We start from the raw sequence: 18,785 nt of genomic DNA, 5'->3' as shown, positions 1-18,785 counted from the left end.
CTCCCATCTATTTTCGTTTTAATCTCTGTTTACGTCGATTTTTCCCTTCTGCCATCGCCTGTTTTCGAAGATTGGTTGATTCAGTAACAGCTTGCTTTTCTTCCTTTACTCCATGAATCTTCTTTAGTTCTGCTGCCAATGCCGCGATGGTCGGATGGCTGTACATCATGACCACCGGAACCTCTATGCCATAAATTGATTTGATTTGACCGCTCATCTGCAATAAATCAAGGGATGTCGCACCCATTTCAAAGAAATTCTCATTCACATCCGGCTCATGAGGAAAAAAGGAGCTGAGTACATCACTTAAGGATGCTTCTAGACAATCATCTATGATCTGAGATATCTCTTGAGACGGCTCTTCTTCTTGCTGCAGAGAGGTTAAGCGTTGTTTCATTCTCTCGCCCATATCTTGAACGGATACAAGAATTTGCGGATAATCTAGACACAGCACTTCCTGGACGGCCCTTATTCCTTGTTCTGGTGAAATTCCATCCTGTTCCTCGAGCGCCATCATGTCATTGACTTTGGCCGCTAATGCCGACTCGTGTGCCATGCCGACTTTCTCCCACCGATCCCAATTTAAGGAGATAACCGGCTTCCCTTCCTGCCTTTTGGCATGAGCAAAGCTGTCCAGAAAAGCATTTGAAGCTGCATAAGCCACTTGTCCAGCCGCTCCAAGAAAGGAAACAAGAGAGGAACAAAGTAAAAAGAAGTCGAGCGTTTCATCCTTGAGGGCTTCATTCAGCACATAGGTTCCATTGATTTTTGCCTGACACATACGAATTTCATCGTCTGCTGTTCTTGCTTGAATGATTTTCCCATCTGCCTCTCCTGCCGCGTGAATGACACCATGCAAATGACCAAATGCCGTATGAGCCAGCTGAACCGCTTGCTGCACAGCATCTTTATCTGACACATCACCTTGTACAGCTTGTACATCAGCTCCTAACTCTTCAAGAGTCATCAGCTTTTTCACGATCTCAGCTTCTTTCCCATTCGCATCACGCAGCTCATGCCAGGCAGCGCGTTCACGTATTTGCGAACGGCTCATGATCACAAGTTTTGCTTGATACGTTTCTGCTAAATGTTGAGCTAGTGTGAAGCCAATACCGCCAATACCGCCAGTAATGAGATAAACGCCACTAGACCTGAAAGGCTGCTTGGACGATCCCTCTTTTCTTAAAGGTGTTCTCGAAGCTTTTCGAATCCATCTGCTGTTCACGCGATACGCAACGACTGCTTCTTGATCGTGCATTGCGATCTCGTATGAAAGGAATAGCGGCCAATTCGCCTTTGTATCCTCACATACATCAATATGCTGACACTCAATATGCTGATATTCTTGAGGAATGGTCAAAGCTAGCCCTGTAAATGTTGCTTGAAGTGGATTGACCTTCTCCATGCCGATCACATCATGTGCTTGGCTTGTCACAAGGTGAAGACGTATGCTTGTGTTATGATACTGACTGATTAGTCTGACGAGATCGAGCACAGATAAGTAGTTTGGCTGATCATCGGTATCTTTCGTCAGTTCATCATGCATCCAGATGATCTCTTCAGGAATAAATCCAGATTCCTGCAATTCAGCCATAACCCACTCTAAGTGTGACAGCATATAAACGTCAGCCTTCAGCAAATGGTCATTTTCTTTCATCGTATGATCACTTTGACATACGCTGATCACTTCTGCATGCCGTTCTTTCAAATAGGTGCCAATATGACCATTTTTTTCAAATACCAAGATGCGTTTTCCTTGATGATGTTGCTCCTTTAGTACAGGTGAAGAGCGCTCCCATACCGGAATGTAAAACCAGTCTTGAAAATCAGCTGATCGTTTCTCCATCTTTTCTGGCGTTAAAGCAGTCATCATCTGATCTGCTTTAAACTGCGGTGAAGGGAATATTTGATGCTCAAATGGATACGTTGGCAGTGAAACTCGATATGAGGCCTTTTCTTTTCTGACAGCGCTCCAGTTTAGCTCCACTCCGTAACTCCACAGTTTCCCTATCGCCTTTTCCATATATTCATCATCAGCTGCTTGTTCTTTTGGATGTCTCACCAATGAAACAGCTGCTGCTTTGTTCACATCATAGTGATCATGGCGTCTCACGAATTGAGTTAACGTATGACCTGGCCCCACTTCAATGAAAACCATCTCTCCGAGTCCAAGTAATGTCTCTAATCCTTGACTAAATAAAACAGGCTGCCTGATATGAGATGCCCAGTAATCAGGTGATGCGGCTTGTTCATTCGTTAACCAGCTCCCTGTCACATTCGAAAGGATCGGTACCTCTCCCTGCTGATAGGTGATCTCTGAGAGAACGTTCTTCAACTGTTCGGACGCTTCGGCCATCATACTCGTATGAAAGGCGTGAGAGGTTTTCAATATTTGGACAGAAGCTCCTCTTTTTTCAGCTTGTTCGATATATACCTGTAACCGATCTGACGGACCGGAAACAACGGATAATTGTGAGCTATTCACAGCAGAAAGCTCGACACCTTCTGGAAGATCATGTTTAATCTCTTCGGCAGGGAGTGACACACCGGCCATTTCACCTGGAGGCATTTTTTGCATCAAACTGCCTCTTTTTAAAACAATACGGATTGCATCTTCAAGATGGATCATACCAGCCACACAGGCAGCCGTGATTTCTCCAATACTATGACCAATGAAATAATGCGGACGTATGCCTAGTCCCATCAGCTTCGACGCAAGCGCATACTCAAAACTAAACAAGATGATTTGTGTATATGACGTTTGCTGCATGAGTTGTTCAGCTTCTATAAACTCTTCTTCGGTTGTTGGATATAACACGTTCTCGATCTCAACACCTGATAAGGATAAAATGATGGCAAAACATTTCTGAAGCGTTTGTTTAAATACAGGGTCTTTCTCATATAAATCCTTGCCCATATTCACATACTGAGCACCTTGTCCAGAGAACATCCAAACGACCGCAGGCTGTTGAAAGGCCTTTTGCGGCTGGCCGGCTGACTGGAATGTGCGGTCAGGACCTGCAAGAAAAGCTTGGCGATAAGGAAAATGTTTTCGTCCCTCTTGCAGCGTAAATGCTGCATCGGATAGTGAGACGCTCGTTTGTTCTGTTAAATAAGATGTGATTTGTTCAGTAGACTTTTGTACCGCTTGCTTCGATCTTGCCGAAATCACCATTAGTTCATGACCTCTGTCTGCTGACGGCTTATCGGCGGCGGGTGCCTCTTCCATGATCAAGTGTACATTCGTTCCGCCCACTCCAAATGAGCTGACACCGGCACGCAGTGGGGTCTCTGATTTCTTCCATGGTACAGGTGTTGTATTCACATAAAATGGGCTTGATTCAAAATCAATTTTCGGATTAGGTTTTTTATAATGAAGGCTTGGCGGCAGCATCTGATGGTACAGACTAAGTGTTGTTTTGATAAAACCTGCAATCCCTGCAGCTGAGTCAAGATGACCAATATTGGTTTTCACAGACCCAATCGCACAAAACTGTTTTTTATCTGTTTGAAAGGCTTGCTTCAGCGACTCAATTTCAACCGGATCTCCAAGAGTCGTCCCTGTGCCATGTGCTTCAATATAAGAAATACTCTCAGCTTCTACACGACTGATGTTGAGCGCCTTTTTAATCACTTCGCTTTGTCCTTCTATGCTTGGCGCTGTGTAGCCAACCTTCCGCCCGCCGTCATTGTTATAGGCTGACCCTTTAATCACGCCATAGATATGGTCCTTATCTTTTAGCGCCTGCTTTAAGGATTTGAGCACAACAACTCCACAGCCCTCACCGCCAACGGTTCCTTCCGCCTGTTCATCAAAAGCCCGGCAGTGCCCATCCGGCGACATGATCATGCCCTCTTGATACATGTATCCTTTTTTGTGAGGGGTCGTAATGGTGACGCCGCCTGCGAGTGCCATTTTACATTCTCCAGTAATCAGGGCGCGCGCCGCCATATGAATTGCAGTCAAAGAGGAAGAACAAGCTGTATCAATAGCTACGCTCGGTCCCTTCAAATTCAATTTGTAGGATACCTTTGTGTTCATGAAATCTTTATCCGTTAATTGAACAGCCGCAAATTGTTCAGATGAGTGATTGGATCTCATCAGCATGGAAGCAGCTTGCCAGTATAAATTAGCAGAAGCAGCTCCAAATAAACCGATCGGCTCCTGATACGTTTCAGGGTTATAGCCTGCATCTTCTAGGGATTCCCATGCGACCTCATGAAACATGCGGATTTGCGGGTCCATTACTTCTGCTTCACGCTGTGAATAACCAAAGAAATCTGCATCAAAGTGATCATGCTGATCGACTGCTCCTTTGGCACGAACATATTGATTATGATCTAATGCTTCTTGTTCAACTCCTGCCTCAAGCAGCTCTTCTTTAGAAAAGAACGTAATGGACTCTCTCCCATTTGCAAGGTTGTCCCAGAAGTGATGAATATTTTTCGCTCCCGGAAAACGGCATGCCATCCCAACCACTGCAACCTCTAATCCTGTGAACTTACTCATCTATCATCCCGCCTAACAGTTGTGCGGCACTTTCTAAGTCATCCGCTTCATTTTCTCCATCACCCTCTGTTTGTTGCTCTTGCCCTGATGCTTTGTGTTTTAATTGAGCAGCTATTTGTGAAACCGTTGTATATTGGAACAGCTCCATCACAGTCAGCTCCTGCTGAAATTCCTCTTTCACTCTATTGGACAGCTCAACGATATTAAAAGAGTTCCCGCCTAAATCAAAAAACGGTTCATCTATACGAATCTGCGAAGCAGGGACTTGTAATATAGACGCGAAAATACGAACAAGCTTCTGCTCTGTTTCATTGTGAACTTGAATGGTTACCGGCTCTGCTTTGCCTTCTAACTGATCTTCTGGATTCGGCAGTGCTTGAATATCCAATTTCCCTGATAGATTCAGAGGAAATTGCTCTACTTGAATGACATGCCTCGGCACCATATAACCTGGTAATCTTTCACTTAAAGATTGTCGAAGTGCGCGCTGATCTATCACTTGTTTTGCCATAATATATGCGCAAATATATTGGTCCTGATCCTTCGTTTCCTTAGGAATGACAATGACATCTTGGACCAGTCCTTGTATGTTTGGATCATCAAGAAGGGCTCTGCGGATTTCCTCGAGCTCAATTCGATATCCTCTGATTTTCACTTGGCCGTCGTTTCTTTTAGCAAATTCTAATAAACCATCAAACCGCCATCTTGCAAGGTCTCCCGTACCGTATAACATCCCGCTGCTCAGCTCTGTTTTTTTGATAAACTTCTCCTTGTTGAGATCAGGATGATTGATGTACCCACGGCCTACACCAGCACCTGCTATATACAATTCGCCAAAAACACCAATCGGCACCGGCTCACCTTGCTTGTCACATATGAAAATATGCTCATTTGGCATCGGCTGCCCAATAGGGATGACTTGCTCATCCCAGTCATGAGGAATCAAAAAGGATGACGACTGAACCGTACATTCAGTAGGCCCATATGCATTAATCATCATGAGTTTTTCACCTGATACATGCTGTAAAAATTGATCCATCAGCTCTTTTGTGAACACTTCTCCGCCCACAAGCAGCATGTTCAAAGCAGGCAAGTCTTGTTTCGATTGCGCTGCTGCCTTGTTCATCAGCTTTAAATGAGAGGGGGTCACATCTGACAGCTGAATGTGGTTGTCTCGATAAAATGACCATAACGCATGCCCATCCATACGGACTTCATCTTTGGCAATATGCAGCGTATGCCCTAGCAGCAATGCCGGGAACAAGGTTTGAACAGATGCATCAAAAATATGAGAAGCGAGCATCCCTACTTGCAAATCACCAGGGAGTAGATCAAAAAAGCGTGTTTTCATTCCGTATACCAAATTAATAACATGACGATGTTCAATAACGACCCCTTTTGGATGCCCAGTCGTACCCGATGTATACAAGACATACGCCATGTCCGAAGGCGAAATAGACCAAGTGAGTTTCTCTGTAATTGGGGATTCTTGAAGCATGTCTTGAATAACATGAACCTCGACATCCAAACCTTCGTGTCCGTCTTCGTCCGATACTATGGCTGTAGCGCCGCTGTTTTTGAGCATATACCGAATTCTTTCAATCGGCAGATGGACATCAATCGGTAAGTAAGCATAGCCAGCCTTTAAAATGCCAAGAATGGCAATGACCAGTTCAGCAGACCGATTCATTCTGAGACCAACTGGAGTCTCACGTGTCATCTGACTTTGAGACAGTCTAAGCGCAATGCGATCCGATAAATCATCAACCTCTTCATATGTATAGGAGGTGGTGCCAAACACAACGGCCGTTCGTGCTGAATGCAATTGGACTTGCTGTTGAAATAATGACACAATATCACGATCCACTGGATAAGCGAGCGACTCACCTTGAAACGAATCAAACAGCTGACTTTTCTCGATATCAGATAAAAATGAGTGTGTGCTCATCGCTTGTTCAGGCGTTTTAAGAAATTGCTCTGTGAGTGTCATGAAATGTCTAGAGAACTGTTCCATCATTTGATCTTCATAAATGGAAGCATCCCAGTGAACTTCAGCATGAAGGTGATCTTGTTCTTTCTTCCAAACAATGAGCACATCCGCGTGCAGCTGCTCTCGATCCGTATGCCCATGCAATGTCTCAAACGCACATGCCAGATTGACACGCTTCTTGTCATCTCCTACTGAATGCCAAAGCTCATCCATTAAAATATGAACAGGATAGTTTTGATGACGCACTGCCTCCTGAAACGATTGTTTCACTGCGTCTAACCCTGCGCTAAAGCTCATATGAGGATCAATCTCTGCCTTAAGCGGCAACATATGATTAATAGTGGATTGATTGGCGGACTGTTCCATTGTAGGAACAGTCACCATCAACTCAGTTTTTCCGCTATAACGCTGAAGCAAGCCAAAAGCGGCTGTGGTCAGCACGATAAACAAGCGCAAATCAGAATCTCCACATAATTGCTTTAACGAATGGTTTACAGCCATCGGGAAGGACGAATGAAGCGATCGGTTCATAGCAGCAGGCTTGGCTTGTGAAACCGTATGAGGAATGCGGCCATCCAGCTGAACATCTGATAAAATAGATGTCCAGTAGGCTCTTTCCCTCACCCTTTCCTTCGCCGCTGCTTTCAGTTGAAAATCATCATGTTCAATCACTCTTCCATTCACCTCTTTACTTATATTTTTAAGTCATCTAATTCGAAAAGAGATACGTCGTCTAATTGCTTGAATGAAGAAGTCAGTTCAATTTCCTCTATTCTCACCGGATCTACTGAAACAGCCCGCATGATGTCTTTCAGCAAACCTGCAATCCGCTCTATGGTTTCCTCTGTGAAAAGCTCAGTATTATATTCAATCGTTGAAGAAAGACCGTCTTCCTGTTCATACGCAATCCAGAGTAAATCAAATCGCGACGTTCCTGTCTCGTACGGATAATCACTAAAGGTTAAACCGCCAACTTTCAGTTCTGGCTGATTCATATTTTGCAAGGCGAACACAGCATCAAACAATAGATTCCGGCTGACACTCCGGCTCAGCTGGAGGTCTTGCACCATTTGTTCATATTGATATTCTTGATGACCGAAATCATCGATCACATGCGCCTTTACATCCTGAAGGAATTGCTGATAAGTCAGCTCTGCTTTAGGATATAAACGAAGTGGCAGCATATTGACAAAGATACCAATGACTTGCTGCAGCTCCTCTTGTTTTCTACCTGCTACCGGAACCCCAACCGTGATATCTGATTGTCCGCTTAATTTATGAAGCAAAATCTGATACAGACTTAACAGACCCATAAACAATGTTGCGTCTTCCTTTAAAATCACCTGCTTAAACGCGTTCAGCTCCGCTTCTTCTATACGGAACGTATAATGTCCGCCGCGGAATTGTCTCACCTCTGGCCGATCGAAATCTGTTGGCAGATCAAGCAGCGGGGCACCTTCTAACCGGTTTTTCCAGTAATCACTCGATTCTTTCAATGCTTCAGACGCAAGTATGTCATTTTGCCATTCTGAAAAATCTTTATATTGCAAAGCGAGAGGCTCAAGCGTCCTGCCGTCGTATAACTGCATAAAGTCGTTGACCAAAATATCTTGAGAAAGACCATCCGAGATAATGTGATGCATGTCCAGCATGAGCACGAATTCCTCTTCTGCCAGCTTCATCACACCAACTCTCATCAATGGAGCCTCACTTAACGTAAAGGCAGTCAAAAATTGTTCAATCACTTGTTTTTGATCTTCCTCAGATCCTTGTGTCGATCCCTCTGTGAGGTCAAACAACGTGACTGCAAATGGTACCTCTTCTTCAATCTTTTGATAAGGGACGCCATTCTCTAGTACAAACGCTGTCCGCAAACTTTCGTGTCTCTTTATAAGCTGCTGAAATGCCCATTCCAACCTGTTGATATCGAGCCTTCCTTTAATTCGTCCTGCTTTAAATTCGTTGTATCCTGTGCTGCTTACATCCATTTGCTGCATGAGATACAACCGTTTTTGCGCAGACGACAGAGGATAATGCTCCTTCATTTCGGCTTTTTCAATCGCATGATAAGCAGCAGTGTCTGCTTGGTCGATGTATTCTGCCATTAATCGGATCGTTGGTATTTGGAAGAATTGTGGAAGCGTCAGCTCTACACTGAATGCGCGATGAATGATGCCAATGAAAGTAATCGCCTTTAGAGAATCTCCACCCATTTCAAAGAAATGATCATCTATGCCAATTTCATCAATTTTAAAGAAAGCTTGCCAATGCTGACTTAATTCCTTCTCTAGCTCCGTTTCAGGTGCAACATAATTCGTTGACAGCGCTGGCCGAGAATATAAGTTTCCATCTTGTGCATGCTCTCCGGCACTCTCTTCCTCACGGGATAAACGGTCTACATATCGGTGAATTCGATCATGTAAAGACGTTGTTGAAATAACCATTTGTTCCACTTGATCCAGTGAAAGCAATCGTTCAAAGATCCTTCTTCCTTCTTTTTCTGTAATTAACGTTTCGGTGACATCATCTCCGATAGGGAGATCAAGCTGCTTCCCCTGCTCAAATTCCCAGCCGTCAAAGCTAATGACAGACCACTGCATTTCTGAACGAAGATTTCGTTCATACACGTACGCATCGATGAAATGATTCACAGCTGTATAGGCTGTGAAACCGAGTCCGCCTAAGATCGGTGACAAAGATGACAGTACAAAACAGAAATCAAGTGATCGGTCACCTAAGGCGGCATCAAGATGAAGTACACCATTCATCTTCGCTTCAAAGTGGGATTCTGAGAATGTGACATCTGTTTGCTCCATCACTCTGAAGGATTGATCACCCGTCACTCCAGCTGCATAGATCACACCGTCAATCTGTCCGTAGGCCGCATCCACCGTGTTGATCAATTGCTGGATATCTTCCCTGTGGCGAACATCTACTTTCTTTATGAGAACTTCTGCACCAGCCTCTTCAAGTGCCATTACCTTTTGTATTTTTTTCTTAGTTGGATCCTGTTCATCGTGCGTAGCAAGCCACTCTTGCCACTTGCTTCTATCAGGCAGTCCAGACCTGCTCGTTAAGATCAACGTTCCCTTCGTTTGCTCGGTCAAAGACTGTGCAATATTCAATCCAATAAACCCAAGACCGCCAATTAAAATGTATACACCATCTTTTTTAGCCAACTGAGTATGTCCTGTTTCGGGAACTATAGCTTTGGCATACTTTTTCACATATCGCTTATTTCTTCGATAGACCGTGAGAAGCTGTCCAGATGTTCGATCTAACTCATCGCTAATTTGTTTCAGCAACCTCTTTTCCTGCACCCCATTTGCCACCGGGCGATCGACATCAAGAATGCGGTAACGCAAGTTCGGTGTTTCTTGTGAAATAACCATGGCAGGTCCAAGATGGATTGCTTTTTCAGGATAAAGGATAGACTCACCGCCAACGGCATACGTCAATGAGGAAAGAACTGTAATGGATACTTTTTGGTCCAAAACAGATTTTTTCAAAGCCTGTCCGATATAAAGCAAGGAGTAATAAGCATCTTGCTGCGTTTGTTTCACCCATTCTTCTTCCGATTGAGACGGCTGTCGTTCTGAAAGCCCCCATAGATGACAAACTTCTGACACGTTGATTTGGTCATCTGCCAGATTTGATATGAGCTTTTCATAATCAGATGGCTTATGTGACCGAATGGTGTAGCTTTTTTCATCATGCTTCGTAAATTCATTTCCTTTCTGAACCACTACGAACTTGTTCCGTTTCGTCAGAAGCTCGGCTGCAACCTTCTCTCCGAAGGCAGATGAATCCGCAAACAAAAGCAAGGCTCCAAAAGAGGAATCATCTGATGACACATAAGGGGAAAGGTCCGCCTCCCAATAAGGGGTATAGAACCATTCATCCATTTGCTCCTTTCGTCCAGACTGCTTAGGTTTATCGCGTTTTACACGGTCTGATGCATCATACCAATAGGAGGTTTGATCAAACGCATACGTTGGCAGCGGCATTTTCTGCGGCTGACGGTTTAGATGGAACCTGTTCCAGTCGATGGTTATTCCGTGTGTCCAGAGACGTCCAATCTGCCCAAGTAAAAATTCAGTATCCGTCACATCTTGTTTTGCATGTCTGAGCACATGACATACATGCTGATTCATGCCGTTCAGTGACCGGTTGACCATCACGCTTAAATCTTGACCTGGTCCAATCTCAATTAATTGAATATTGTCCTGCTGTAAAATATTTGTGATGCCTTCAGCAAAACGAACCGTATCGGTCATATGCCTTTTCCAATAGGACATATCCTGAGCACTCGCACTTGTCATCCAATCTCCTGTCAAATTCGAAATGAATGGAATACGTAGCTGCTTGGCTTTAATATCCTTTAATTTTTCACCAAATTGCTCCGCTGCTTCCTTCATGACATGTGAGTGAGCAGCAATGGTTCCACCTAATCGCATACACATCAATCTGTTATTCTTCAGCTCTTGTTCAAATTCACTTATCGCTGCTTCAAGACCTGACACGATACATGAGGAATCATTGACAACAGCGAGAGAAATATCTTTTGGAAGCATCGGTTTTAACTCTGCTTCAGGTAATGGAACACTCATCATGATGCCAGCTGGCGACGACTGCATCGCATTCGCCCGGCAGGCGACCATCGACATCGCTTCCTTTAAGCTGAAAAGGCCTGATATAGCGGCTGCCGTTAATTCGCCAAAGCTATAGCCGATCATTGCATCAGGACGAATCCCCCATTCAATGAAGAGCATGGAAAGGGCATATTCAATGGCAAAAATGGCTGGCTGTGCATATTGAGTGCTTGCCAATTTTTCGCGTGCCTTTTCTGTTTCAGCCGCTAATGGATAAAGAATGCGGGCAAGACTTTGCCCTGTTGCTTCTTCATATGCTTGAAAACAAGCATCCATTTGCTTCTTAAAGTACGGCTCCTCCCGGTACAAATCTAATCCCATATTGAGGTATTGATTGCCTTGTCCAGAAAACATAAAAATAATCTTTTGTTTCTCCACATGTGAATGCATGAGCTTCCCAATACCCTTGCCTTGCTTTTCTGTTAATACACGCAATGCATCTTCTCTGCTGGCCGCAACAAAGGCTTGACGGAATCCAAAGGACTGCCTGCCTGTTTGCAAGGTATAAGCTGCGTCTGCCAAATTGAGAGAAGGCGTGTTTTCCAACTGATTCACAAGGTTGTCTTTCATTCGTTCCAAACTCGTTTTGCTCTTTGCTGAAAGGACAAGCAGCTCAGCCGAACGAGGCATTTGCTGACGATCTCTTTGCGGCGCTTCTTCTAATATGACATGCGCATTGGTTCCGCCCATTCCAAATGAGCTCACACCAGCCCTCCGCAAATGTGATACTGGCTGCTTCCAGTCGGTCAGCTCAGTGTTTACAAAGAAAGGACTATGCTCAAATGCAATGTTTTCATTGGCTTTTTTGAAGTGAAGACTAGGCACAAATGTGTGATGCTGAAGAGAAAGCACAGCTTTAATCAAGCCAGCTGCCCCTGCCGCTGCATCCAAATGACCAATATTTGATTTCACAGACCCAATGCGGCAAAATTGTTTTTTCTCTGTGTCGAAAGCTTTTGTGAGCGCCTCTATTTCAATCGGATCTCCAAGTGACGTTCCAGTTCCGTGTGTTTCTATATATTCAATCGTATCTGGTGAAACATCTGCTTGATGTAAGGCATCCTGGATGACCCTTGTCTGACCTTCAACACTTGGAGCATTGAAGCCAACCTTTTGATCACCATCATTGTTGATGGCAGAGCCCTTAATGACAGCATAAATATGGTCACCATCTTCTATGGCTTCACTAAGTGCTTTTAAAGCAACAAGACCCACACCATCTCCGCCAACAGTTCCATCTGCTTGATCGTCAAAGGCACGACAATGACCATCGCTTGATTTCACCATGTTCTGCTGATAAATGTAGCCTGATTTCACTGGGTGTAAAATCGACACGCCTCCCGCAAGCGCTACATCTGAATCACCATTTGCAATGGATTGACAGGCCAAATGCAAGGCGACCAAAGAAGTCGAACAAGCGGTTTGCAATGTGAGCGCTGGGCCTTTCAAATTCAATTTATGGGCAATTCTTGTACTCACGGTATACGTATCATTGAGCGAGCCCACTTCAAACAGCTCTGACATGCTGCTATCAAGCGAAGATGCAAAACGCTGAATCCATTGAAAGTTGGATGTGGACCCAGTAAACAAACCGACCTTACCTTGATAATCTTCCTGCACATACCCCGCATCTTCCAGCGCCTTATAGGCGTATTCATGCAGCAGCCGTATTTGAGGATCCATCATTTCTGCCTGACCTGGTGAATAGCCGAAGAAGGATGCATCAAATAAATCAGGTCCATCAATCACACCTTTTGCTCTTACATAATCGGAACGCTCAAAGGTTTGGCGGTCAATTCCAGCTTCTAGCAATTCTTCATCGGAAAAGAATGAAATCGATTCTTCTCCATTCTTCAAATTTCGCCAAAATGCCTCAACATTTTCTGCACCAGGGAATTTACCTGCCATTCCAATAATCGCAATCGGCTCGTTGGCTTTTCTTTTCTTTTGATTCGCAGGCTGTGTGCCAGATCCCTTCTGCTCTGTTGCACCGCTTAAATATGCAGCTAGCTCTCTAATCGTTGGACGGCGGAACATTTCGACCATTGGAATGCTTTGATTCAATTGCTTAGCGAGCTGTTGATTGACATGAATCAGGTTTAGAGAATGCCCGCCAATGTCAAAGAATTTGTCATGAACACTTACCTCATCTAAGCCGAGGACTTTTTTCCAGATGTCTTGAATGACTTTCTCAGTATCAGAAAGACTGTCAGAGCCCGCCTGCTTTTTCATTTGTTGCCCCTGTTTCAAAGCAGGTAAAGCCCGTTTATCTAATTTGCCGTTGGCAGTCAGCGGCATATCATCCAATTGAACAAAGTGAGTTGGAATCATATAATCTGGCAGCTGATCGGCTAGTGCTCGTTTCATTGCAGCTTGATCGAGTATGGCTGTCGTGACAACATATGCGGCTAAACATGGTGTACCAGAAACATCTGGCTTTACAGCAACAGCTGCTGCTTTGACCCCTGGCTGTTCATTCAGCCAAAATTCAATCTCACCTGTTTCAATACGATAGCCTCTCAGCTTCACTTGATCATCATTTCGGCCTAAAAACTGAATGAGCCCATTAGGCAGAATGCGGGCTGCATCACCTGTTTTATAAATTTTTTCACCTGGCTGGAAAGGATGATCGACAAACCGCTCTTCGGTTAGCTCTGGACGATTCAAATACCCTTTTGCAACACCTTTCCCCCCAATATATAATTCACCGATGGTTCCTTCCGGCATAAGATTCATATGTCTGTCAAAAAGAAGAATATCTGTATGCTGTGCAGGTTTTCCGATCGGTACATACACGTCTTGATCAAGGTCCTGGTCATATCGATGAATCATGCAGCCAACCACTGTTTCAGTTGGTCCATATTCATTCACAATTTCTATAGGCTGCGGGAATGACTGCTGAATGGATTTCGCTAAAGATGTTTCCAGCTGTTCTCCGCCTAAAATAAAACATTTCATTTGGCTTTCCGGGAAAGACAGGTGCTTAATAAACTGTAAATGAGATGGTGTCAGTTTCATCACATGTACGCGATTATCTTTTATGATATCTTCGACAAGCAGCTGCCGGTTTTCATGGTGATAAATCATGATGGTATTTCCTGAAATGAGCGGTGTGAAAATTGAAGTAACTGTCAGGTCAAATGACAACGATGTGTACAAAGCAAAATGCCTTGTTTCTCCTCGAACATATACTTGTTTCGCCCAATCAATATAGTTGGCTAAACCAAGATGATGAATGAGTACACCTTTAGGTCTTCCTGTCGTTCCTGATGTATAAATGCAGTAGGCTGTTTGGTCTGAGGTGATGGCTTCTGCCAAGTTATCTGATAATCCGGTATATAGATCCGGCTGTGTGATATCAATTTTTTCTCCGTTATAGGCATAGGTGAGTCCTTTAATCGGTTGAGTTAGGAGCCATTCTACTCCGCTGTCTTCTAGTAGATACTCTATTCGTTCCTGCGGGTATTCAGGATCAATTGGCACGTAAGCCCCGCCAGCTTTTAAAATAGCTAAGCATGCTATCACCATTTCAATGGAATGCTCTGCTAAAATGCCGACACGCTGCTCCTGTTTGACCCCTTTATTTTGTAAATAGCGTGCGAGCTGATTCACTCTCTTGTTGAGTTGTTCATATGTAACCGTCGTACCGCCAAACTCAACTGCGGCTGCCGTTGGCGTTCGCTCCACTTGCTCTTCAAATAGGTCAATCACCGTTGGTTCATTGATAGACGTTGCCCCGCCATATTGCTGAAAAACTGTTAACTGCTTTTCTATCTCTTCTTCTGATAGCAGCTGTAACTGAGCAGCAGATTTTTGTGGGTGAGCACAAGCATCAGACAGGAGATGAAGAAAATGCTGACACCACTTTTCAATTTGTTCAGCAGAAAAGCTGACGGGGTTATACACCAATGAAAAATGCAGTTGTTCATCAAACGCCTGTACACTAAGCGTGAGATCGAATTCCGTCTGTTCTTTCATCTCAAATCTGCGAATACGCACAGGCTGATCGCTTTTCGTGAGCATTCGATCTAGTGGATAGTTTTCAATGACGACGATTGAATCAAATAATGATTGCTCTGCCGTCATTCCTGCATATTTCTTTAAGTCGGATAGCGGAGTATGTTCATATTCATTTCTCACTGCGATTTCCCGGCTCACTTCCTGCATCTGTTCAACAATCGGTCGATCCTGTTCGAATGAGACACGCAGCGGTAATGTGTTAATAAACAAACCTGTCATCTTTTCAATTTGAGGAACATCCGCATTTCTTCCTGAAACTGTTGTTCCAAAGACAATATCATCTTGGTTGGCGTACTTAGATAGCAAAACTCCCCACAGCGTATACATGACAGATGCCAATGTCACATCATGTTGATTCGTGAATTTGCTCAGCCTCTCCGCAATGGAAGCATCCACTTGATGTTCATATTGATGAAAAGCACCTGAATCTTCATATGCACCGCCTGACTTTGGAAGCAGTTCTGCATAACTCCAGCCATCGAAAACATTTTTCCAGTAGACAGCTTGCGCTTCTGTCTGTTGAAGATTTTGCTGCTGCCATTTAACAAATGATTGATAGGACGGTCTTTTTTCAAGAAGAGGTTGGTCTTCATTTGATAAGCGCTCATATGCACTCATCCAATCACTTAATACAATCCCAAGACTCCACCCGTCCAATAAAATGTGATGAAAGCTAATGAGAACCCAGCTGACTTCTTCATTTACTTCACATAATGTCAGGCGAAATGGAACTTCCTGTAGATCAAATCGTTCCTCTCGATCCTGTGCTGTTATTTCCTCTTTCAGCAAATGAAGAGGCTCCTCAGCTTGGGTCAAATCACGGTATCGAATGTCAGGCTGATGCTGCTTCAGCACAATTTGTACTGGCCTTGCGAGTTCCTGCCATCTAAACAATGTTCTAAGCATTTCATGCTGTTTGGTGACATGCATCCATGAATGTGCAAAGAGATCTCGCTCAACCGGCCCGTCTATTTGGATCAGCAGTTGTTCAAAATAAGCCGTTCCGTCCGGTTGCATTAAATGATGAAAAAGCAGTCCTTCTTGGATCGTAGTGATACCTAACATATTTTCAATGTTCTGTTTATCCAGCTTCTTCGGCTGTAATGCCATGGGATCATCTCCTTTCTTTCTAAGAATGTTTCACGAAATAATGGCGTAAACCATAGTTAGCAATGACCTGCTGCTGAATTTGCGAAGTCCCTTCAATAATTTCAAGTACCTTCGCTTCACGATATAATCTTGAAGCTGAGTTTTCCCGGCTAAATCCACTCCCACCATGGATTTGGACATTTGTATTTGTAATGTCGACAGCAATTTTGGAGGTGAAATATTTTGCAATGGATGTTTCTGTGATCGCATCAGGATGATTCGCTTCTCGCATTTCTCCAGCCTTTAGGCATAAAGCTCTCGCTGCATGGAGCTGAGTGACTGCATCTCCGATCATTCCTTTGATCATTTGATGCTTGTATAGTTTTTCATTAAACTGAGTTCTTTTGCGTGAATACGTAACGAGAGAATCAACGGCTTCTTGTGCAATGGCAAGCCCTGCCCAGGCAACACTGTATCTTCCATGGTCTAAAGCCAGAGACACTACGTGGTTAAAACCGCCCCCAACTGGCCCTAAGACACAGTCTTCGTGTACCTGCACATGATCAAGAGTGATTTCTGCTAAATAAGATGCTCGATTTGCCATCATTCCAGTAATTCTCTCAATCTCTACACCCGTCTGATCTCGATCGACAAGGAATGCCGTGACCTGTTCGCCGTCTCGTGCAATCACAATAAAGAAATCTGCAATCGCTCCGAAGGAAATCCACTTTTTCTTCCCATTTAATACATAGGACTGTCCTTTTTTTTGATAGCTAGTTTCAACATGATTGGCATCTGAGCCAATATTCGGCTCTGACAAAGCAAAGGCACCGATTTTTTCCCCTTTAGCTAATTCAACGAGCCAGCCTTGTTTTTGTTCTTCTGTTCCATAACGAAGAATGGCTTCCCCTACGAGTGAATTCACTGTTAATAATGTCCGTACGTTACAGCAAGCTTTCCCCACTTGTTCCGTGAATTGTCCATATGCAATCGGATCAAGCCCCAATCCTTGATAGGAGGATGGGATACCTGCCGCCAAATAGCCTCTTTTCGCCATATCTCGAATCAGCGACTCCGGCAAATGTTCTGTCTCATCGAATTCATTGGCAAATGGACGGATATGTTCATTGCAATATTGTCGTATTTCTTCAATGGCATCGATTGTTTGTTCAGCTGTTTTCATGAAGAGCCGCCCCCTGTTGTTTTTTCTCAATTAAGGCGACAATACGGTTGACCGTACTAAAATTAGCAATGTCGAGGTCTTCATTGTCTAATTGGAAGTGAAAGTCATGTTCAATATAGTTCACTAGTTTCATCGCAAATAGTGAATTGACAAAGCCTTGTTCAAAAATATGATCATCATTTCCAAGCTCCATTTCCTCATCAAATACCACTAGGTTTTGCTCGATATATGCTCTTACTTGTTCGTGTAGGTTCATCATTCAATCTCCTCGCTTTTCGCTTTTTTATTTGGCAGGGTCCTTCTGCTTTATCTCAATGTTGACATCTACGTATTCTGGGAAGGGCTGAATCATGCTTAAATCGTTTTCGAACAAAATATAGCCATCTTCCCCATTCTCGATCTCTTTGAAATTCGCAAACTTATAAGTGATATACATCATGCGGTTTCGATCGGTTTGTTTAAAATCAGCTACAAGCCGTTTCCCTCTCTTTTTCGCCTCTTGCAAAATCGTTGTCAGTAAAATGGTCCCGACTCCACGTGACATAACACGGCAAGACATAAGCAGTAGTTTGACATGCCATGTATCACCTGTTTCTTCTATTAAAGAGAGTCCTATTTTTCCATATGAACCGAATTTATCTTCAAGTTCACAGACGAGAAGCAAGTGATTGTCTGATTGACGGAAATAATCAAGCTCTGCATAATCGTAGGTTTTCCCGCTTGCATTTAATTGATTGGTTCGAACGGTAAGTTCTTCGGCTCGCTGGAGATCTTGTTCTCCTGCTTCTGATATAACGAATTTCATATTTAAAGAGGCCAAAAATTTTTCAGGCGGCCCTTCATATTTCTCTTCTTCCTGCTGCCTTTGATCTGCTTCCATGTACATTTCTCTGCGCCGTTTTGCATCCTCTGTGATAAAAGCTGGTCGCAGTCGATCATCTGTGAGCAATGTCATATAATCCACCGCATCCCAGCAAGTAATCTCTGGATGAACCGCCTTCACTTCTTCTCGTTCAAATGGCTGATCATCGATAAAGAGAATGGTATCTTTATGAATATTTAAGCGCTCGCTGATTCTCTCTAATGAACTAGATTTGGCATTCCAATGAATCTCTGGATAAAGAAAGAAATGTTCGATCCCAAAGGCGGAGAGCTTTTCCCTCACAGCAGCTTCATCATTCCGGCTTGCAATGGATAAAAGGATACCGCGCTCATCTAGTTCTGTTAGCACTTCCTTCATCGATGGCTTTAACGTCACTTCATCTGATTCAAGTAAAATTCCATCCCATAATGTATGATCTAAATCCCAGACAACACACTTGATTTGTTTAGCCATTTGTT

The 18,785-nt window shown here is 43.7% G+C and carries 6 protein-coding genes; all 6 read right to left on the bottom strand.

Features of this window, described 5'->3' with window-relative positions; genetic code table 11:
- Positions 1–7: 7 nt before the first annotated feature.
- The 6 genes from NSS76_RS03535 to NSS76_RS03510 are packed head-to-tail and all read right to left on the bottom strand — an operon-like array spanning position 8 to position 18,780.
- Positions 8–4,510 (bottom strand): type I polyketide synthase, encoded by a 4,503-nt coding sequence (locus tag NSS76_RS03535; protein ID WP_341080802.1) that lies wholly within the window; start codon positions 4,508–4,510, stop codon positions 8–10.
- On the bottom strand, positions 4,503–7,172 hold the full coding sequence (locus NSS76_RS03530) for a non-ribosomal peptide synthetase (RefSeq protein ID WP_341080800.1): 2,670 nt from the start codon (positions 7,170–7,172) through the stop codon (positions 4,503–4,505). Before NSS76_RS03530 ends, NSS76_RS03535 begins: the two co-directional genes overlap by 8 nt.
- Before the next feature lie 20 nt (positions 7,173–7,192).
- A complete protein-coding gene (locus NSS76_RS03525) occupies positions 7,193–16,282 on the bottom strand; it encodes a non-ribosomal peptide synthetase/type I polyketide synthase (RefSeq protein ID WP_341080796.1) in 9,090 nt (3,029 codons plus the stop codon).
- A 19-nt stretch (positions 16,283–16,301) separates the two neighbouring features.
- Entirely contained in the window at positions 16,302–17,444 is a 1,143-nt protein-coding gene (locus NSS76_RS03520) for an acyl-CoA dehydrogenase family protein (protein WP_103132282.1), read from the bottom strand.
- Positions 17,431–17,700 carry an acyl carrier protein gene (locus NSS76_RS03515; RefSeq protein ID WP_024424539.1) on the bottom strand — a complete coding sequence of 90 codons (270 nt, stop codon included), beginning with the start codon at positions 17,698–17,700 and terminating at the stop codon, positions 17,431–17,433. The genes NSS76_RS03520 and NSS76_RS03515 overlap by 14 nt, the downstream gene beginning before the upstream one ends.
- 27 nt (positions 17,701–17,727) lie before the next feature.
- Complete coding sequence (locus NSS76_RS03510; RefSeq protein ID WP_025092642.1) at positions 17,728–18,780, bottom strand: HAD-IIIC family phosphatase; 1,053 nt, start codon at positions 18,778–18,780, stop codon at positions 17,728–17,730.
- Positions 18,781–18,785: the final 5 nt, after the last annotated feature.

Source organism: Bacillus sp. FSL R5-0654 (genome assembly GCF_038008745.1).
Taxonomy (GTDB): Bacteria; Bacillota; Bacilli; order Bacillales; family Bacillaceae; genus Bacillus; species Bacillus safensis.
The sequence above is the reverse complement of the archived record's forward strand: the minus strand, read 5'-3'. Positions and strand labels throughout refer to the sequence as shown.